Annotated in this window: 18 protein-coding genes; 11 read left to right on the top strand and 7 right to left on the bottom strand. The window is 36.7% G+C overall.

The genetic code is table 11. The annotated features are described in order from the left end of the window. The first annotated feature begins 96 nt into the window (after nt 1–96). The gene (gene pheS / locus ACH2AZ_RS02585; protein ID WP_394906514.1) at nt 97–1,119 is read left to right on the top strand and encodes a phenylalanine--tRNA ligase subunit alpha; all 1,023 of its coding nucleotides are present in this window, start codon (nt 97–99) and stop codon (nt 1,117–1,119) included. A gap of 157 nt (nt 1,120–1,276) precedes the next feature. Then, entirely contained in the window at nt 1,277–1,672 is a 396-nt protein-coding gene (locus tag ACH2AZ_RS02580) for a hypothetical protein (protein WP_394906513.1), read from the top strand. Between the two features lie 3 nt (nt 1,673–1,675). Here ACH2AZ_RS02580 and ACH2AZ_RS02575 read toward each other — a convergent pair whose 3' ends face one another. From ACH2AZ_RS02575 to ACH2AZ_RS02555, 5 genes are all read right to left on the bottom strand, one after another. Further along, nucleotides 1,676–2,563 carry an EamA family transporter gene (locus ACH2AZ_RS02575; protein ID WP_394906512.1) on the bottom strand — a complete coding sequence of 296 codons (888 nt, stop codon included), beginning with the start codon at nt 2,561–2,563 and terminating at the stop codon, nt 1,676–1,678. Nucleotides 2,564–2,592: 29 nt separating this feature from the next. Next, entirely contained in the window at nt 2,593–3,594 is a 1,002-nt protein-coding gene (locus ACH2AZ_RS02570; protein WP_394906511.1) for an NAD(P)H-dependent glycerol-3-phosphate dehydrogenase, read from the bottom strand. Between the two features lie 206 nt (nt 3,595–3,800). Then, a complete protein-coding gene (gene nadD, locus ACH2AZ_RS02565; RefSeq protein ID WP_394906510.1) occupies nt 3,801–4,385 on the bottom strand; it encodes a nicotinate (nicotinamide) nucleotide adenylyltransferase in 585 nt (194 codons plus the stop codon). A 2-nt stretch (nt 4,386–4,387) separates the two neighbouring features. Then, entirely contained in the window at nt 4,388–4,963 is a 576-nt protein-coding gene (gene gmk / locus ACH2AZ_RS02560; protein ID WP_394906509.1) for a guanylate kinase, read from the bottom strand. After that, nucleotides 4,963–5,838, bottom strand: coding sequence for a YicC/YloC family endoribonuclease (locus tag ACH2AZ_RS02555; RefSeq protein WP_394906508.1), 876 nt, complete (start codon nt 5,836–5,838; stop codon nt 4,963–4,965). The genes gmk and ACH2AZ_RS02555 overlap by 1 nt, the downstream gene beginning before the upstream one ends. A 135-nt stretch (nt 5,839–5,973) precedes the next feature. On the opposite strand from ACH2AZ_RS02555, the gene ACH2AZ_RS02550 reads away from it, so the two are divergent. Further along, a complete protein-coding gene (locus ACH2AZ_RS02550) occupies nt 5,974–6,462 on the top strand; it encodes an acyl-CoA thioesterase (protein WP_394906507.1) in 489 nt (162 codons plus the stop codon). Between the two features lie 44 nt (nt 6,463–6,506). Here the strand turns inward: ACH2AZ_RS02550 and ACH2AZ_RS02545 are convergent, their stop codons facing one another. Beyond that, nucleotides 6,507–6,854 (bottom strand): arsenate reductase family protein, encoded by a 348-nt coding sequence (locus tag ACH2AZ_RS02545; RefSeq protein ID WP_394906506.1) that lies wholly within the window; start codon nt 6,852–6,854, stop codon nt 6,507–6,509. Nucleotides 6,855–7,014: 160 nt separating this feature from the next. On the opposite strand from ACH2AZ_RS02545, the gene ACH2AZ_RS02540 reads away from it, so the two are divergent. Beyond that, nucleotides 7,015–8,169 carry a trans-sulfuration enzyme family protein gene (locus ACH2AZ_RS02540; RefSeq protein ID WP_394906505.1) on the top strand — a complete coding sequence of 385 codons (1,155 nt, stop codon included), beginning with the start codon at nt 7,015–7,017 and terminating at the stop codon, nt 8,167–8,169. Between the two features lie 23 nt (nt 8,170–8,192). Here ACH2AZ_RS02540 and ACH2AZ_RS02535 read toward each other — a convergent pair whose 3' ends face one another. Continuing rightward, nucleotides 8,193–8,987, bottom strand: coding sequence for a glutamate dehydrogenase (locus ACH2AZ_RS02535; protein WP_394906504.1), 795 nt, complete (start codon nt 8,985–8,987; stop codon nt 8,193–8,195). 246 nt (nt 8,988–9,233) lie between these two features. Here ACH2AZ_RS02535 and ACH2AZ_RS02530 point away from each other — a divergent pair, with 246 nt between their 5' ends. The 7 genes from ACH2AZ_RS02530 to pdeM all read left to right on the top strand — a co-directional run bounded on the left by ACH2AZ_RS02530 (nt 9,234) and on the right by pdeM (nt 18,742). Continuing rightward, a complete protein-coding gene (locus tag ACH2AZ_RS02530) occupies nt 9,234–11,528 on the top strand; it encodes a two-component regulator propeller domain-containing protein (RefSeq protein WP_394906503.1) in 2,295 nt (764 codons plus the stop codon). Next, nucleotides 11,528–12,244: a DNA repair protein RecO gene (gene recO / locus ACH2AZ_RS02525; protein ID WP_394906502.1), complete on the top strand. Its 717-nt coding sequence runs from the start codon at nt 11,528–11,530 to the stop codon at nt 12,242–12,244. Before ACH2AZ_RS02530 ends, recO begins: the two co-directional genes overlap by 1 nt. Nucleotides 12,245–12,458: 214 nt before the next feature. After that, the gene (locus tag ACH2AZ_RS02520) at nt 12,459–13,487 is read left to right on the top strand and encodes a ligase-associated DNA damage response exonuclease (protein WP_394906501.1); all 1,029 of its coding nucleotides are present in this window, start codon (nt 12,459–12,461) and stop codon (nt 13,485–13,487) included. Further along, a complete protein-coding gene (locus tag ACH2AZ_RS02515; protein ID WP_394906500.1) occupies nt 13,484–15,076 on the top strand; it encodes an ATP-dependent DNA ligase in 1,593 nt (530 codons plus the stop codon). The genes ACH2AZ_RS02520 and ACH2AZ_RS02515 overlap by 4 nt, the downstream gene beginning before the upstream one ends. Nucleotides 15,077–15,094: 18 nt before the next feature. Further along, entirely contained in the window at nt 15,095–17,572 is a 2,478-nt protein-coding gene (locus ACH2AZ_RS02510) for a ligase-associated DNA damage response DEXH box helicase (RefSeq protein ID WP_394906499.1), read from the top strand. Between the two features lie 76 nt (nt 17,573–17,648). Further along, on the top strand, nt 17,649–18,113 hold the full coding sequence (locus ACH2AZ_RS02505) for a protease complex subunit PrcB family protein (protein ID WP_394906498.1): 465 nt from the start codon (nt 17,649–17,651) through the stop codon (nt 18,111–18,113). Between the two features lie 2 nt (nt 18,114–18,115). Then, nucleotides 18,116–18,742, top strand: a complete 627-nt coding sequence (pdeM, locus tag ACH2AZ_RS02500; protein ID WP_394906497.1) for a ligase-associated DNA damage response endonuclease PdeM — start codon at nt 18,116–18,118, stop codon at nt 18,740–18,742. Nucleotides 18,743–18,764 lie beyond the last annotated feature (22 nt).

The raw sequence follows: 18,764 nt of genomic DNA, 5'->3' as shown, positions 1-18,764 counted from the left end.
TAAGCTAAACCCTGCAGATGTAGAATTTAATAATTTTAAAAAATATTCTTTACGGAATCTTTTTTCTTAAATTTGCGGCTGCATTAAGCTATAGCTATGATTGATAAAATTAAGGAATATATTGTTGAGGTAGAGGACTTCAAATCAGACTCGACCGAAGAGATAGAGAAGTTTCGTATTAAGTTTTTAGGTAAAAAAGGAATTTTAAATGGATTTTTCGCCGAATTTAAAAATGTCCCTAACGAGCAGAAAAAAGCTTTTGGCCAAACGATAAATGAATTAAAAAATGCCGCACAAGAAAAGGTAGCAGCCTTAAAGCAAGAATTGGAGAGTAAGCTAGAGGAGCGAGGAGTTTATGGTGATTTAACACGCCCAGGCGAAAAACTTAGCATAGGGAGTAGACATCCAATATCTTTGGTCAAAAATCAAATTATTGAGATTTTTTCTAATATAGGTTTTAACGTTTCTGAGGGTCCAGAAATAGAGGACGATTGGCATAACTTTTCTGCTTTGAATCTACCAGAATATCATCCTGCACGAGATATGCAGGATACCTTTTTTATTCAAACCAATCCCGAAGAAATCCTGTTGAGAACCCATACTTCAAGCGTTCAAGTAAGGTATATGGAAGATCAAAAGCCTCCCATTAGAACCATTTCACCAGGTAGGGTTTTTAGAAACGAAGCCATTTCTGCACGCTCGCATTGTATTTTTCATCAGGTAGAAGGCTTGTATATAGACAAAGACGTAAGTTTTGCAGATTTAAAGCAAACCTTGCTTTACTTTACAAAGCAACTTTTTGGAAAATCAAAAATTCGTCTTAGACCTTCTTATTTCCCCTTTACAGAACCCAGTGCAGAAGTAGATATTTATTGGGGCTTAGAAACAGAGACCGATTATAGAATCACAAAAGGGACCGGCTGGCTTGAGATTATGGGCTGTGGTATGGTTGACCCGAATGTATTACGCAATTGCAATATTGATCCGCAAGAATACTCTGGCTTTGCTTTTGGTATGGGTATTGAGCGTATTGCCATGCTGCTGCATCAAATAGATGATATTCGCTTGTTTTATGAAAACGATGTTCGCTTTTTAAAGCAGTTTAAGTCGGTCTTATAGGTAGTTTAGACTAATCTAAGCTCTCTTTTTAATTGGCGGGTACACATTTTAAATGTTACTTCACAAGACTAGTGTAATCTTTTTTGAAAGACCTTTTTTAGCTACTTGTGCTTTTGTGAAAGCTACTTTAATTTAAGACGAGAATAAAGAATTTAAAATGAAAAAAGATATAAAGGTAAATCAGGTTAAAGGTGTGCATATAGCTGCGGTATATGAAAAGCATCCAGAATACCATACAGACGATTGGAACATCTATTTAATCAATACCTTAGATCACGCCATTGAAACCATTCTCATCGTTTCTGAAGGGAAGGACGAAAAAGTAAAAACTTCGGTTTTTAGAAGAAGTTTAAAGGTGTTGCCGGCAAAATCTTATGCTAAAATAGAACTGATTCAACCCGAAGTACTTCAAATAGATAACTTATTTTCAGTGTCTTTTTTTGATGCAAATGATTTTATGCACAAAAATTTTATATTGAGAAAAAATTCGGCACAACCTTCAAAGATTGCAAAGCTCCCCGTTATCAATAAGAAGGGAGTTTTAGCTGAATAACGGCTATTTATTAAGTTTTCTTAAGTTCATTAACACAATGGCGGTTAAAATAAATACAATGCCTAGCCATTGCCATGCATTTACGCTCTCATCTAATAAAAACTTCGCCATTAACACCGCTACGGGTAATTCAATACTCGTAATTATAACCCCAAGACCCACATTTAGTTTAGGCATGCCGGTAGTCAGGAATAAAGGCGGGAGAATGGTACCAAATAAGGCTAAGATAGGTCCCCAAAAATAGAATACTTCGACATTAAAATTATTATTTACAATAAAAGAAGGCAAGGTGATTAAACTTACTATCAATAACCCGCCGATAACCATGTATTTACTGCGTTCTAATGCTGGTAAACCCAATGAGACCGTGTTGGAGGTATAGATGGTTACTGTGTAGGAGCAAGCAGCTAATAATCCGTACCCAATGCCACGTAAATCAAAAGTTATATCCTGAAAAATTAGGTTGGTTGCTAATAAAGTTCCAGTTAAAATGACCAAAACCGCAATAATTTTCATTGGGCTGGGTTTGCTTTTGGTTAAAATACTGTCTAGAATAACACCAATCCACACACTTTGCATCAATAATACAATACCCATAGATACGCTAATGTATTGCACTGCTAAATAGTAAAAAATACTGGTTAAGCCTAAAGAAGTACCCGCCAGCAATAATTTGAATTTTGAAGTTCCTCCTTCTTTTTTCTGTTTTTTACCTTTATAGATACTAGAAAGTAAGGTTAATCCCAAAACTCCTAAAAGTAGTTGAGCAAAGGTAACCTCGTAGGTAGTAAATCCTTTTTCATAAGCCATTTTGACAAATGTGGTAAGCACACCATAACTAGAAGCGCCTAATGCTACCAATAGGCCTCCCTTTAATACATTGTTATTCACTGGATATTAATTTTAAAAATTGTAGAAAATTAGTCTAATTTATCGACTAATTTCAAAAATACCTTTTTAGGATTTTTATTTTCGTAAAGAATAGCATAAACCGCATTGATAATTGGCGTTCGTGCTTTCTTCTCACTTTGTTTGTTAATTAGGTAAGCGCTTTTTGCAGCGTAGTACCCTTCGGCAATCATACTCATTTCCATTTGAGCGCTTTTAACGGTGTAACCTTTTCCTATCATATTACCAAACATTCTATTTCTGCTAAATACAGAATAACCAGTAACCAATAAATCGCCCAAATAAGCTGAATCGTTAATATTACGTTTCATTTTATATCGTTTTTTAATGAAACGCTTCATTTCACGTATGGCATTACTCATTAAAACACTCTGAAAATTGTCTCCGTAACCAAGGCCATGTGCTATTCCCGCCGCGATAGCATAAATATTCTTTAGTACTGCGGCATATTCTGTTCCAATTACATCTTCTGTAGTTTTACAGGTGATATAATGGTTGCTCAAGTGATTGGCCATAATTTTAGCTCTATCCTCATCCGCGCAAGCAATAGTAAGATAAGATAGACGTTCTAACGCTACTTCTTCTGCGTGACAAGGCCCTGTGATCACACCAATTTGCTCAAAAGGTATATTGTGATATTGATTAAAATGTTCGCCGACAATAAGACTCGATTCGGGAACAATGCCTTTTATAGCACTAAAAATTGTTTTGTCGGTTAAGGAAACCTTGAGTGTATCTAAGCTAGATTTTAAAAATGCCGATGGAATAGCAAAAATGACATAATCTGCATCTTTTACCGCTTCATTGATATCGCTGGTCAAATTTAATTGTTGAGTGTTAAACTCTACAGAACTTAAATAGTTGGGATTGTGTTGTTCTTTTTTAATGTGGGCTATTGCATCATCATTTCGCATATACCAATTTAAACGGGTTACGTTTTCACATAGCATTTTAACTAGGGCTGTTGCCCAGCTACCACCGCCAATAACGGCAAATTGTATTTCTTTACTCATTTGCTTCATTCTTTAGCTAAAGTACAAAATAATATTTTTTAAATCTCTCAAGCAACAACTTGCACTTTTAACATTTTTATAAGGCTTGCAGTGCAATCTAAGGCAGATGACTGCGTTATTGAAGTAGATTATTTTAGTTGGTTATTTAGTTGAGAAAAGTCATTCTTCCTTTTGTAAGGTTTGAGTGACTTTTTTTATACGTTGTGCTATTGATACAAACCTAGCTTATCTATATAATTAAAAACCTCTGGGGCCAATAGCGGCCTTATTTCTTTTTCTTCTTTTAAACACTGACGAATAAATGTTGAGGATATTTCCATTATAGGAGCTTTGATAAAAGTAACCTTGGGGTGATCTTTTAGCTTTGCCTCCTTTTTTAAATCATAGATTCGTGGGTAAACCAATATATTAAATCGCTCTAAAATCACTTCACTATTTTTCCATTTAGGAAAACTCTGTAAATTATCTTCGCCCATTATAAGATGAAAATCATAGTGCTCGTGTTTCTCTTCTAGATGTACTAAGGTGTTAATAGTATAATTGGGTTGGGGTAGCCCAAATTCAATAGCACTGGGTTTAATTTTATCGTAATTGGCGGTAGCCAATTCAACCATTTCTAATCGATCATAATCAGGCAATAAAGTCTTTTTCTTTTTATGCGGATTATGTGGGGTAACTACCATCCAAACTTCATCTACAGGCCCAAACTCAGCGATGTGATTAGCAATGGCCAAGTGACCCAAATGTATTGGATTAAAGGTGCCAAAAAATAAACCTATACTCTTTTTCAAAATTATGTGTTTTGAATAAATGATTTAACCAATTGATAAGATTCCTCTAGCGCTTCTTTAAGGTTGTTATTTATGATGATAAAATCAAATTGCGGAGCGGTGGCCATCTCTATTGAAGCCTTTGCAACGCGCATACTTATGCGTTCTTCGGTTTCTGTTTTACGCTTTTTTAATCTTATTTTTAGTTCTTCGATGCTTGGAGGTTGTACAAAAACGGCTAAGGTTCTTTCTGGGTAAATACGTTTGATGTCTAGACCGCCTACAACATCAATATCAAAAACTACATGTTTTCCTTTTGCCCAAATGCGTTCTACCTCGCTTTTAAGTGTGCCGTAAAAATTGTCTCGGTAAACCTCTTCCCATTCTAAAAAGTCATCGTTTTTGATATGATGCTTAAACTCCTTTAATGACATAAAATAATAATCTTTGCCATCAACTTCATTTGGTCTGGGAGCGCGAGAGGTAGCCGATATTGAAAAATCTAGATTTAAATCTTTTTGCTTTAGTAAATGCTGAACAATTGTGGTTTTTCCAGAACCTGAAGGTGCAGAAAATACTATAAGTTTTCCTTCTACCATTACAATACGTTTAAAAGTTGCTCTTTAATTTTTTCCAATTCATCTTTCATTTGAACTACCAACTTTTGCATTGGGGCATAATTAGATTTACTGCCAATAGTATTTATCTCTCGACCAATTTCTTGTGTGATAAAACCTAATTTTTTCCCATTAGATTCTGGGCTGGCTAAAGTTTTGGTGAAATATTCAAGATGATTTTCGAGCCTGATTTTTTCTTCGGTTATATCATATTTTTCGATATAATAAACCAGCTCTTGTTCAAAACGGTTCTCGTCGACTTGCTCTTTTAATTCAGATATGCCTTTTTGTAAGCGATCTTTTACCGCTTGAACTCTTTCGGGATCTATACGCAGCACCTCATCTAGTAGTTGGTTAAGGGTTTTAATGCGTTGCTTAAAATCTTTTTCTAGTGCCAAACCCTCATCTTTTCTAAACTGTAATAATTCGGCTAAAGCTTGATTTACAGCCTGCTCTATAATTTGATATTCTTGCTCGTCAATCTCTTCTTTTTCGGTTTTTAAAGCATCGGGAAGACGCATAGCTATTTGCAAATAGGCAAGTTCCTCCTGGGGTTTCGATTCACCTAGGCTAATGATCGACTTTAGAGAATTCATATAGGTTTTTACCACGGCCGGATTAATGCTAGAAGCGGTTTCATTTCCTGTGTTTTCTACATACATAGAAAAATCAATCTTTCCGCGGGTTAGAGTCTTTCCTATTATTCCGCGTAAGCTTAACTCTTTTTCACGGTACTGTGAAGGCATACGAGCGTTGATATCAAGATTTTTACTATTAAGCGATTTAATCTCGATGTTTATTTTCTTGTTTGGCAGGTTAACAACATGTTTCCCAAACCCGGTCATAGATTGTATCATCTAGGCTTTTTTTATAAAGTTGCGCAAAGTTAAGAAAAACATAGCGTATACTAGCCATCTTTCAAAAAGGCTTAAAAAAAACACAAATTAGTATGCTTGCATAATAACAAGCTTTATTTTTGAAACAAAAAAAGAATGTATACCAAGCAATTTGAAATTAGATGGAGTGATATTGATGCTAATAGGCATTTGGCTAACTCAGCCTACTTAAACTTTATGAGTCATACCCGAATGAGTTTTATGTTAGAGCACGGCTTAGGTCAAAACGATCTGGCGCGTTATAATGTAGGCCCGGTGGTTTTTTATGAGCATATCTACTATTTTAAAGAAGTATTTTCTAATGAACCCGTAACGGTAACAATGGCTTTAAAAGGCTTGTCTGATGATGGTAAGTACTTTGAATTCACCCACAATATCTACAATGCCAGAGGAGAACATGCAGCACATTGCGAAATTTTGGGTTCTTGGATAGACTTAAAAACGCGTAAAATTACCGCTTTACCAGATGATTTAATCAAAGGCATTCATCAATTAGAAAAAACCGAAGATTTTAAAGTATTAACTCAAGAAGATACTCGAAAATTTGGTAAGCGACCCGTGAATAATCCTAGCACGGCGATATAAGTATATGATCATGTAAAAAAGCGCTCGCTTTAGGTAGCGCTTTTTTATAATGTCGCCTTAACTTGAGCTATTGTATTTTTGTGATTACCCACGAAAATATCATCATTAATTATAAATACCGGACGCTTTAAAAAAGTGTAATGTTCGAGTAAAAGTTCGGCGTAATCAGCTTCGGTTAGTTGCTTGTTTTTAAGCTCTCTCGATTTATATAATTGGGCTCGTTTATTAAACAACTTCTCATAACTTTTGGTGCCTTGATAAAGCACATCTAAATCTTCTTCATCGAGCGGCTGTTTTTTTATGTCTTGCAGTACAAATTCTGAGGGCAAATCTAATTCTTTTAAAATACGCTTACACGTACTACAACTCGATAAATAAAAAACTTTTTTCATAGTAATTTTTTCACGCTAAGATAGTAATTAAGGCTGGTAAAGAGAAAGCCTCTGCCTAATTTTGATACATATTAAATTTTAATTATCGCTCTTTTATCGCTTATTCTTTTTGCTTCTTTATGTTGCTCAGCTTAACTTTGATAGAGCTAAATCAATACCAATGAAATTCAATACCAAAGTTGTGCACGGTGGGCAAAAAAATGTTGATCCGGCATATAATGCAGTGATGCCTCCCATTTACCAAACTTCAACCTTTGTTCAATCAAGTCCGGGTGATCATAAGGGTTTTGCTTATGCCAGAAGCGCTAACCCTACAAGGACAGCATTAGAAAAAGCTATTGCAAGCCTAGAAAATGGTAAATATGGAATGGGGTTTGGCTCTGGAGTTGCCGCCATTGATGCAGTAATGAAGTTGCTCAAACCTGGTGACGAGGTGCTCACTTCTACAGATATTTACGGTGGCACACATCGGTTATTTACCCAGATTTATGCAGATCTAGGTATAAAATTCACATTTATATCTATGCAAGAAGCCCGGAATATGGAAAGGTTTATCAATCAAAACACAAAATTGATTTGGATAGAAACACCTACAAATCCGTTATTACATCTTATCGATATACAAGCTGTGGCTCAAATAGCTAAAAAGCATAGTATACTATTGGCGGTAGATAATACATTTGCTACCCCTTATTTACAGCAACCTTTGGCTTTGGGTGCAGATATTGTTATGCACAGTGCAACTAAATATTTAGGAGGCCACAGCGATGTGATTTTGGGAGCACTAGTGGTAAATGAGTCAGATCTAGCCGAAAAACTATATTTTATTCAAAAAGCCAGTGGAGCTATACCGGGTCCGCAGGATTGTTTTTTGGTTTTAAGAGGCATAAAAACGCTGCATTTGCGTATGCAAAGGCATTGTGAGAATGCAAAAGCCATAGCATTGTTTCTAAAACAGCATCCAGCAGTAGGCCAAGTTTACTGGCCTGGATTTAAGTCGCACCCCAACCACCATATCGCAGAAAAACAAATGACAGATTATGGAGGCATGATTGCTTTTACCATAGTAGGTAATCAAAAGGAAAAAGCCCTACAGGTACTTGAAAACTTAAAAATTTTCTCCTTGGCGGAATCATTAGGCGGAGTAGAATCTTTAGTGGGACATCCTGCAAGTATGACTCATGCTTCAATCCCAAAAGAAGAGCGAGAAAAAATGGGAGTAGTGGATACTTTAATTCGATTAAGCTTAGGCATAGAAGATCAAGAAGACCTTATACTCGATTTAAAACAAGCCTTAGATAATGTTGGTAGTTAAAAGAATGATTTAAAGTATTGGTACTACATATTAAGGTAGAAAACGTAACCTACATTTATCCAAAATGCCCAATCATTGTATTTATTTTGCGGATTATCGTGGTCTAGACCATCAATAAAATCATTACCATAGTACGTCCAGCGTAAATCGATTAACACACTACTTCTTTTAGTAATATTATAGCGGGCACCGGCCCCTCCTTTTAAAGCATAAGTGGTTCCAGAGCTCGGGTCTATATACGACTCTTCTCCAAAAGGAGCCAAAAATTCATTAAAGGTATTGTTGATGGCCCCTATACGGCCAGGCAAATCGGTTGCTACTTCGGGATTATATAGCACTAAGTTAATCCCTAGATTTAGATAAGGCGCAATTTTCCGGTCTCTGGCACGTTCAGAAATTCTAATAAGAAAGGGGTACCACTCTAAGCTAGGACCTATTTCTAATGTAGTTGCTTTACCGTGCATAGATCGCAATTGCAATCCGCCAAGGGTATTTTTATCGGCTTCTTTACCAAAGTGATTTAGATTGGTTTCTGTATATGTTAGTTCGGTTCTTACTTTAAAGTGATTATTAAAATACCTAACACTATGGTAACATTGACAATCGGCGCTATAAGCAAAATTAATATAGTGTACGAGACCTACGCCTAATCCTACATTTCCAAAATTGGTCTCTCTGTTTTTTCGTAAACCATAATCTGATTTAAAGAAAACAGGGCCTGTGGTAATACCTATTTCTTGTGAAAAAGATTGTGCCTCTAGGGTTTGAGGCGCCCAAAAGAAACCTAAAAGCAGAAGTAAGATATAGTGTAATTTCATTAGGTATTATCTTGTTAGATAAACAAATATATAAAAACCTTCTAAATACAAACCCCGAAAATATACAATTCATTTAAGAAGATAGTAATAAACAAATATATTTGTACAAGTAATGCTAAACTGGTAAGTGGCAAAACAGGCCATAAACGTATTGTATAAAGCTTGCGTGGGGTATAAGGTAATTTATTTTTATCCTTTTATACTAAAAATCAGAAAAATAAAGTTAACAACCTTAAAATTACTAACGTGTATAGATTATTAACAATTATACTTAGTCTTTTCATCTTTACCCTAAGTAATGCGCAAAGCGATTTAGATTGGGAAGATCATTTTTCTTATTATCAAATTCAAGATATAGCCAGATCGGGGAGTACATTTTTTGTAGGCGCCCAGAATACTGTTTTTATCTACAATCAAGCTACTGGTAATATCGAGAAAATATCATCTATTCAGGGATTATCGAGTCAAAACATTAGTAAGATTCATTTTAGTGCCTCTTATAATTTATTGTTTATAGGCTATGAAACCGGATTGATTGATGTTTATAATTTACAAACTAAAAATGTTTTCAAGCTGGTTGATATTCCTAATAAAACTGGTATACCGCCATCTGAGCGTAGAATTAACGATATGCTAGAAGATGGAGATAAATTATACCTCGCCACCAACTACGGTATAACCGTTTTTAGATTAAATGAACTTAAATTTGGTGACACCTACTTTATCGGTAATGCTGGTGCAAATTTACAGGTCAATCAACTGACAATACAAAACGATAACCTATACGCGGCTACCCAGGCCGGATTGCGCTATGCAGATAAGAACAATCCTAATCTTATAGATTTTAATGCGTGGAATGTCATAAATAGTACAGAATACAAAGGCGTAGCCTTGGTTGATAACCAATTGCTTGCACTTACTGCAAATAATGCCCTACAAAAGGTGCAAAATAACAATGTTTCCCAGCAGGTAAATGTAAATTTTAATGTGGTTGATTTTCGTGTTAGTGAGGAGCAGATTATATTAACCGGTAGCCAAACCATTAAAATCTATAATCAAAATTTAAGTGAACTTCAGAACTTAAATAATTTTTCCACTTTCTCTCCGCAATTCACTTGCACACTTTACTATAACGCAAGATTCTATACTGGCGATTTCAATTTAGGTTTGCTTTCGTTTATTAATGCGTTTGATGAACCAAAATATTTAAGTCCGTTGGGACCCATAAGAAATGATGTGTTTGGGTTAGATGCCGTAGCCAACGAATTATGGGCGGTATATGGCGAATATACAGGCGCCTTAGACCCCTACCCATTAAACCAGCGCGGGGTAAGCCATTTAAAAGATGAACGCTGGATCAACATAACCTATGATGATTTGCAAGATACTCGCGTATTGGTAAGACCCATCATAAACCCCAAACAAACCAACCAAGTATTTATAAGCAGCTACGTAGACGGATTTTTAGAATTGGTGAACAATGAAATTGTTTTTAAATATGATGAAAATACCGCAAATCTACCCGAAACCCTAGATCCTAACGGCAATACCGTGATGGGCGATGTACGGGTAAACGGTTTAGATTTTGACTCATCGGGTAACCTCTGGGGTACGATAAGTTTGGTGAAAAACGGACTTTTTAAACTAACACCAAGTTCGGGTAGGCTTGATTTTTTTGATATATCCGAAATTATTCCAAATTACTTCTCTGGTGAACTAGGTTTGAGCGATTTAGTTATAGATCAATCTAACCTCATTTATTTTGGTAGCTATGCCAATGGGCTTATTGGTTTTAATCCATCTACGGGACAATTTACTAAGGTAACGGGTCAAGAAAACGCAGGGAATTTACCCGAAGGTAACTCGGTTAAAACTTTAGCTTTAGACAACAATAACCAACTCTGGATAGGGACTACCTTGGGTCTTCGGGTTCTTTTTAATCCTTCAAGCATGTTTACCAATCCAGACACGAGCACCAGTCAAATTATTATATTAGATGAAGATGGTGTGGCTCAAGAGCTCTTAGCAGAAAACAGTATACAAGACATCGCGGTAGACGGTAACAATAATAAATGGATCGCCACCGAGGCCGGCGTATTTTATGTTTCGGCAAACGGGCAGGAAACCATTTATCATTTTACCACAGACAATTCGCCACTACCTTCAAATTCGGTAACCAGCATCGCTATAGATCCAGAAACAGCTAAGGTTTATATAGGCACCCGCAGCGGGCTCGTCGCTTTTAGAGGAACAGCCACAAAAAGTCAAGAAAATTTTGAGCAAGTACGGGCTTATCCCAATCCTGTAAGGCCTCATTATAAAGGCCCTGTTACCATAGACGGATTAATGGCTGGGGCAAACGTAAAAATAACCGATATAAGTGGCAATTTGGTTTTTGAGACTACCGCTCAAGGCGGAAGTGTGCAATGGGATACGCGTGCCTTTGGCAAGCACGCGGTAGCCAGTGGAGTTTATATTGTAATGCTCACCTCGGCAGACCAACTAGAAACCAAATTGGCAAAAATAATGATTATTCGCTAATGCTTATCAAAACAAAACTTATTGTTTTACATAGTCTGCGTTTTGGCGAAGCCGATTTAATTGTGCGTTGTTTTACTAAAGAAAAAGGCAGCCTTTCCTTTTTATTAAAGGGCGTGCTAAAAAGTAAGAAAGGAAAATTAAAAAGCAGTCTATTTCAACCTCTCCACATTATCGATGCCGTTATACAGTACAAAGAAGGCAGAAAACTCTCTTACTTTAGAGAAGCTAAAATAGATTTCCCATACAAAAGTATTCCTACCAATATATTTAAATCTTCTATAGCCTTATTCCTAGCCGAGTTAATTGGTATTTGTATACAAGAAGAAGAACAAAATCCATCGCTTTATCACTTTTTAGAAGAACAATTTATAGCCTTAGACCAAAGCGACCAATTTGTCAATTTTCATCTCAAATTTATGGTCGATTTTACCAAATACTTAGGCTTTCTACCTCAAAAGGGGAACCTTCAAGAAGCTTATTTTAATTTAGAAGAGGGGCAATTTCAAGCTACAGAGACCAACAATTATTGCTTGCAGAATGACAATACCAAATTGCTTCAACAACTGCTACAAGAAAATAGGGAAGCAACCCAGCAGTTCAATCTCAACCAAAACCGTAGGCAAGAATTTATACAAATGATGCTTTTATACTACCAATTGCATTTGTCAGGTTTTAGAAAACCTAAATCTCTAGAGGTGCTCAATCAATTGTTTTAGACGGGCGTGCCCCGTTTACCAAAACGGGTCGGGCTTTCATTACTCGCTTTGCCTAAACTAAAGTTTGGCAAGAGCTCAAACAGGCCATTCAATCCCTCACGCGAAGTTCGATTAGCTATAGCTTATTTATGAGAATCTTTTAAATCTCTTAAAATTCCGCTAAGATTTCCATAAAGAAAAATACCGGCACGTTATTTTAAGTATCTTCAAGCTTATGAAAAAGCCTTTACTTCATTTTAACGCCAAAGGGATCTACTGCCAACAAGCCGATGTGTATTTAGATCCTTGGAAACCAGTAAAAAAGGCTATCATTACTCACGGTCACGCAGACCATTCGCGTTGGGGGCATCTGCAGTACATTACCCATCATACCAATGTACCTATCATCAAACACCGTTTGGGAGATATACAAGTGGCAGGAGTAAATTGGGGAGAAACGTTTATGGTAAACGGAGTAAAATTTTCTTTGCACCCCGCAGGCCATATAATTGGTTCTTCGCAAGTTCGGGTAGAGTATAAAGGTGAGGTGTGGGTATTTACAGGCGACTATAAACTAGAAGATGATGGTATCGCAACTCCTTATGAACCAGTTAAGTGCCATAGTTTTATTACCGAGTGCACTTTTGGCTTACCCGCGTTTAAATGGCAACCACAAAAAGAAGTTTTTCAAGAAATTAATCAGTGGTGGCAAGAAAACAGAGAAGAGGGTAATACCTCTGTATTATTTGCTTACTCATTGGGTAAGGCGCAGCGATTACTTAAAAATATAGATGCAAGCATTGGAGAAATTTATACCCACGCAGCCATTGAAAATATGAATGATGTGGTACGCAACATTGCTAGCTTACCACAAACCAAGCGCATAACAAAAGATACCAAAAAAGAAGAAATAAAAGGTAATTTAGTGCTGGCACCACCTAGTGCTCACGGTTCACCTTGGATTAGGAAAATGGTACCGTATGTGACGGCGTCGGCAAGCGGTTGGATGACCTTTAGAGGCGCTAGAAGAAGACGAGCAATAGATAAAGGCTTTGTACTTTCAGACCACTGCGATTGGTCAAGCTTGTTAAGTGCCATAAAAGCTACCGGAGCAGAAAAAATAATATGTACACATGGGTATACCGATATTTTCTCAAGGTTCTTAAACGAGCAAGGTTTTGATGCCCGCACAGAACAAACCCAATTTGAAGAAGAAACGGCAGAAGAATTAAAATCGGGCGCGAGCAAACTAGAAAGACTATGAAAGCATTTGCTCAACTCATAAAAACTTTAGATAGTACCAATAAAACAACAGTAAAGGTCAAAGCTTTAGCCAATTACTTTAAAGAGGCCGAAGATAAAGATAAGGTATGGACAATTGCCATCTTATCTCACCGCAGACCTACTCGACCTGTGAATACCAAACTAATGCGGCAATGGGCGGCAGAACTTGCCCAAATACCGCTCTGGCTATTTGAAGAATCGTATCACATTGTTGGCGATCTTGCCGAAACTATTGCACTGGTAATACCTGCAGCACAGGAAAAATCAGAAAAAGGCTTACATCAATTTTTAACTGAAATGATTGCTCTTAAAAAGCAAAGCGAACAAGAAAAAGAAGCCTATTTAAAAGAAAATTGGTTAAGCTTAGATTACTACGAACGCTTTGTTTTTACAAAACTGTTTACAGGTAGTTTTCGTATAGGAGTAAGTCAAAAATTAATGACCCGCGCATTGGCAAAGGCTACTGATATTGATGAAGACATCTTGGCTTACAAATTAATGGGAAATTGGGACCCTAGTACAACCAGCTTTAGACGATTAATTTTAGAAGAGAACAAATCAGATTACCTCTCTAAACCTTATCCATTTTATTTGGCCTATGCCATAGAAAATGAACCCCAAGACTTAGGTGATATTAAGCATTGGGCCGCCGAACATAAATGGGATGGTATTCGCGCTCAAATTATTGTTCGAGAAAATGAGTTGTTTGTGTGGAGTAGAGGAGAAGAGCTAGTAACCGATAAATTTCCCGAGTTTGAAGAATTTACATCAGTAATACCAGATGGTACGGTTATCGATGGCGAAATATTAGCCTATAACAACAATGAAATCGCTAGTTTTAAAGATTTACAAACCCGTATAGGACGTAAAACACTAAGCAAAAAATTGCTAGAGAAAACACCGGTTATACTTAAGGCCTATGATTTATTAGAATGGGGAGGTATAGATATAAGGGAGCAGTCTTACCAAAAGAGAAGAGACCTGCTTGAGCGGTTAATAAATCAAACTGATTCTACCAATATCCCTTTGCAGCTTTCAAACAATATGCGGTTTGAGAGTTGGCAAGCAGCAGCAAAAGAACGAGAACGGAGTAGAACAGTAAAATCTGAAGGGTTAATGCTTAAACGATGGGATTCTCCCTACTTAGTTGGTCGAAAAAAAGGAGATTGGTGGAAATGGAAAGTCGACCCATTTACAATAGATGCGGTTTTAACCTATGCTATGCGCGGCCACGGACGAAGAAGTAACTTATTTACCGATTACACTTTTGGATTATGGGATAAAGAAAAAAAAGAACTTGTAACCTTTGCAAAAGCCTATTCGGGTCTTACCGATGCAGAATTTAAAAAGGTTGACGCTTGGATTAAAAAAAATACGCTAGAACGTTTTGGTCCGGTACGCAGTGTAAAACCTTATCATGTTTTTGAAATTGCTTTTGAAGGTATCGCTCAATCAAATCGGCATAAAAGTGGTGTGGCAACAAGGTTTCCGCGCATTTTACGCTGGAGACAGGATAAAAAGATTGAAGAGGCCAACACCCTAGAGGATCTCAAAAATTTAATAATCTAATCTGGAAAGGTAAGCTTAATGAATAAAAAAGAATCTTTAGCCATAGTACAAGATTGGTTTACAAAGCAAAACTGGAAACCGTTTAAATTTCAAAAAGATACTTGGAAGGCTTACGAGCAAGGCAAAAACGGACTCTTAAATGCGCCTACCGGAAGCGGCAAGACTTATGCTTTGTGGGTGCCTATTGTACTCGAATTACTACACAATAAAGCTAAAGAAGGTAAACTAAAAAAGGGGGTTAAGGCGCTTTGGGTAACGCCGTTAAGGGCGCTTTCAAGCGAAATAGAACAAGCCACTTTACGATTTATTCAGGAGGTATTTCCAGAAATTACGGTGGGTATTCGCACGGGTGACACTCCTCAAAAAGTAAGAGCAGCACAAAAGAGAAAGATGCCAGATTTGCTCATTACTACGCCCGAGAGTTTACAACTGCTTTTGGCCTCAAAAAAATACAATCAAATTTTTGCGAGTCTTAATGCCGTGGTGGTAGATGAATGGCACGAATTACTAGGAAGTAAACGTGGCGTGCAAATGGAACTGGCTTTAAGCCGATTAAAAACACTGAGCTCTTCCTTAAAAATTTGGGGTATATCTGCCACTATTGGTAATTTAGAACAAGCGCGTGAGGTTTTATTAGGGCCTCAATCAAATCAGTTAAAAAATGCTGTACTCATTAAAGCTAGGCTTAAAAAGAAGATTAAGGTACAATCTATTATTCCTAAAAGCATGGAAAAGTTTCCATGGCGAGGTCATTTAGGTTTACATTTGCTCGATGAGGTGGTGGGCATAATTCGTCATTCAAAAACTACTTTAATTTTCACCAATACCCGCTCGCAGTGCGAATTGTGGTTTCAGAAACTATTGGAGCGATACCCTGAGTTTGCGGGAGAATTAGCGATGCATCACGGTAGCATAAGTAAAGAAACCCGTTTGTGGGTAGAACAGGCCATTCGTCAAGAAACCTTAAAAGCTGTTGTCTGTACTTCAAGTTTAGATTTAGGAGTCGATTTTGCACCTGTAGAGACCATCATTCAAATTGGAGGACCAAAAGGGGTTGCAAGATTTTTACAACGAGCCGGTAGAAGTGGTCATCAGCCGCGTGAAACTAGTATCATTCATTTTCTACCAACTCACGGAATAGAGTTAATAGAAGCTTCAGCCCTAAAAAAGGCAGTGAAGAATCAGGCGGTAGAAAATCGCAATCCTTATTTTTTAAGTTATGACGTTTTAATTCAATACCTTATCACCTTAGCGGTTTCTGATGGTTTTTATCCTGAAAGCATTTTTAACGAGATAAAACAAACCTTCTGTTATCAAAGCATTAGTGAAAAAGAATGGCAATGGTGTTTGAACTTTATCAGCTATGGTGGAGAAAGCTTAAAAACATACGATGAATACCGTAAGGTTGAAATTCTAGAAGACGGCTTGTTTAAAGTAAATGATCGTGGCGTAGCTATGCGACATCGGTTGCAAATTGGTACAATTGTAAGCGATGCGGTGTTGGCTGTAAAGTATGTAAAGGGAGGATTTATTGGCAATATTGAAGAGTTTTTTGTTTCTAAACTAACTCCTGGCGATGTTTTTACGTTTGCGGGTAGAAATCTTGAATTTGTACGGATAAAAGGCATGAATGTACACGTAAGAAAATCTAAAAAGAAGACAGCAAAGGTGCCCAGTTGGGCAGGAGGCAGAATGAGTTTTTCTTCGCAAATGAGTGAGTTGTTAAGGGAAGAAATGTATGCGGCAAGTTCAACGTTTCCGGATAGTGATGGGCCGAGACAAAAATTAACCCTTGAGTTAAAAGCTTTAAAACCGATTTTTAAAAGACAAGTACAAGAATCGATTATACCAAGACCACATCAGTTTTTAATAGAAACTTTTAAAACACGAGAGGGCTACCATGCGGTTTTTTATCCCTTTGAAGGACGCTTTGTTCACGAACCACTGGCAAGTTTAATCGCTTATAGGTTAAGTTTACTTACGCCAATATCATTAAGTATAGCTTTTAATGATTATGGTTTTGAACTATTATCTGATCAAGAAATAGACGTACAGCAAATTTTAGATAATGAGCTATTTACGAGTGAATTTTTAATGGATGATTTGTATAAAAGCTTAAATGCTACCGAGATGGCTCGAAGAAAGTTTCGGGATATTGCCGTAATAGCTGGTTTAGTTTTTACCGGCTACCCCAGCCAGTTAATCAAAACCAAACATTTGCAGTCTAGTGCACAATTATTATTTGATGTTTTTAGAGATTACGAGGCAGAAAATCTATTGTTTCTGCAAGCCTTCACAGAAACCTTTGAGCACCAATTACAAGAAGAAAGATTACGATTGGCGTTAAGAAGAATAGAGCAACAACAAATAGTATGGAAAAAATGCGAAAAACCAACTCCGTTCTCATTTCCTATCATTACCGACAGGCTTCGAGAGAAACTTTCTTCAGAAAAATTAGAAGATCGTATCAAACGAATGGTAAAAGCTTTTACTTAAGTGGCTAGGATATTCAAAATTCTGTTAATAAATTTAGATTCAGATTGAAACTATTTATATTGCATCAAAAAATAATATGAAAGCAACTTTGGGTATCTTTATTTTGGCATTTTCTTTAATCAGTTGTAACACCATGCAGCGCACACACATTACTCAAGATTCTTTAGCCCTAGTAGGAACAGGAAACTTATATGGTAATGGCGAAGAAAATTTAGAACCTAAAACTACAGTTATTCGGCAAAGTGCCGAGTGGGAACAAGTTAAACGTAAGATGGATGCCATAAATGCCACAACCAGTTCTTTTAAAGGTCTTCCTGTAAACTTTGAGAATGAGATGGTTTTGGCCATTTTTAGCGATATAAAAACTACTGGAGGCTATGCTATAGATGTTTTAGGAGTTGAAGAAAAGGATGAAGAAATAATTATAAATTATACCATGCATCGTCCAGAAGGCGTAGCGAGTACTGTAATGACACAGCCTTACTACGTCGCTAAACTTCCAAAAAGAGATAAGCCTGTTCGTTTTGTAAAACAAAAATAAACTTGATTACAATAAAAGACCAACACTTTACACCCGATGCTTCGGGTGTTTTATTTTGGGAAAATAAGGAAATTTTACTTGTTGCCGATGTGCATTTTGGTAAAATTGCACACTTTAGAAAATACGGCAGTGCTGTGCCTTCTTCAGCTATAACTGTCAATTTTAAAAAGCTAGATGAGGCAATTAAAAAGTACAATCCGCGAAAGCTTATTTTTTTAGGAGATTTATTTCATAGTGATTATAATCAAGAGTTTAAATTATTTGAGCACTGGGTCAAACAACAAAATTGTAGCATTCTCCTAATTAAGGGGAATCACGATATTGTGCACCCGTCCTTTTTTAAAAAAGCCAATTTAGAGGTACTGCCGCACTTAATAATCGGTGATTTTTATCTTTCACACAAGCCTGAGCATAAACCTAATTTTTTTACGTTATGCGGTCATCTTCATCCGGGTTACGCTTTACGCGGATTAGGGAGGCAAAAATTAAGACTACCTTGTTTTTATCAAACAGAGAACCAAATGATTTTACCTGCTTTTGGAACATTTACCGGTTTGTATTTGGTGAAATCCATGCCAAATGAATCGGTTTATGTTTGTACTCAAAATGAAGTGATTAAAGTGCAGTAAATTTTAACGCTTTACTATCGCG

Source organism: uncultured Mesonia sp., assembly GCA_947499595.1.
Lineage (GTDB): Bacteria > Bacteroidota > Bacteroidia > Flavobacteriales > Flavobacteriaceae > Mesonia > Mesonia sediminis.
This window is presented reverse-complemented; position numbering and strand designations above follow the sequence as displayed.

Bases quoted from the DNA above. Each gene is read 5' to 3' on its own strand.
- ACH2AZ_RS02545 (WP_394906506.1), bottom strand. From the start codon at position 6,854: ATGAAAAAAGTTTTTTATTTATCGAGTTGTAGTACGTGTAAGCGTATT.
- ACH2AZ_RS02505 (WP_394906498.1), top strand. From the start codon at position 17,649: ATGAAAGCAACTTTGGGTATCTTTATTTTGGCATTTTCTTTAATCAGT.
- ACH2AZ_RS02555 (WP_394906508.1), bottom strand. From the start codon at position 5,838: ATGATACAATCTATGACCGGGTTTGGGAAACATGTTGTTAACCTGCCA.
- ACH2AZ_RS02540 (WP_394906505.1), top strand. From the start codon at position 7,015: ATGAAATTCAATACCAAAGTTGTGCACGGTGGGCAAAAAAATGTTGAT.
- ACH2AZ_RS02550 (WP_394906507.1), top strand. From the start codon at position 5,974: ATGTATACCAAGCAATTTGAAATTAGATGGAGTGATATTGATGCTAAT.
- ACH2AZ_RS02515 (WP_394906500.1), top strand. From the start codon at position 13,484: ATGAAAGCATTTGCTCAACTCATAAAAACTTTAGATAGTACCAATAAA.
- pheS (WP_394906514.1), top strand. From the start codon at position 97: ATGATTGATAAAATTAAGGAATATATTGTTGAGGTAGAGGACTTCAAA.
- recO (WP_394906502.1), top strand. From the start codon at position 11,528: ATGCTTATCAAAACAAAACTTATTGTTTTACATAGTCTGCGTTTTGGC.
- gmk (WP_394906509.1), bottom strand. From the start codon at position 4,963: ATGGTAGAAGGAAAACTTATAGTATTTTCTGCACCTTCAGGTTCTGGA.
- ACH2AZ_RS02520 (WP_394906501.1), top strand. From the start codon at position 12,459: ATGAAAAAGCCTTTACTTCATTTTAACGCCAAAGGGATCTACTGCCAA.
- ACH2AZ_RS02535 (WP_394906504.1), bottom strand. From the start codon at position 8,987: ATGAAATTACACTATATCTTACTTCTGCTTTTAGGTTTCTTTTGGGCG.
- ACH2AZ_RS02580 (WP_394906513.1), top strand. From the start codon at position 1,277: ATGAAAAAAGATATAAAGGTAAATCAGGTTAAAGGTGTGCATATAGCT.
- ACH2AZ_RS02510 (WP_394906499.1), top strand. From the start codon at position 15,095: ATGAATAAAAAAGAATCTTTAGCCATAGTACAAGATTGGTTTACAAAG.
- ACH2AZ_RS02570 (WP_394906511.1), bottom strand. From the start codon at position 3,594: ATGAGTAAAGAAATACAATTTGCCGTTATTGGCGGTGGTAGCTGGGCA.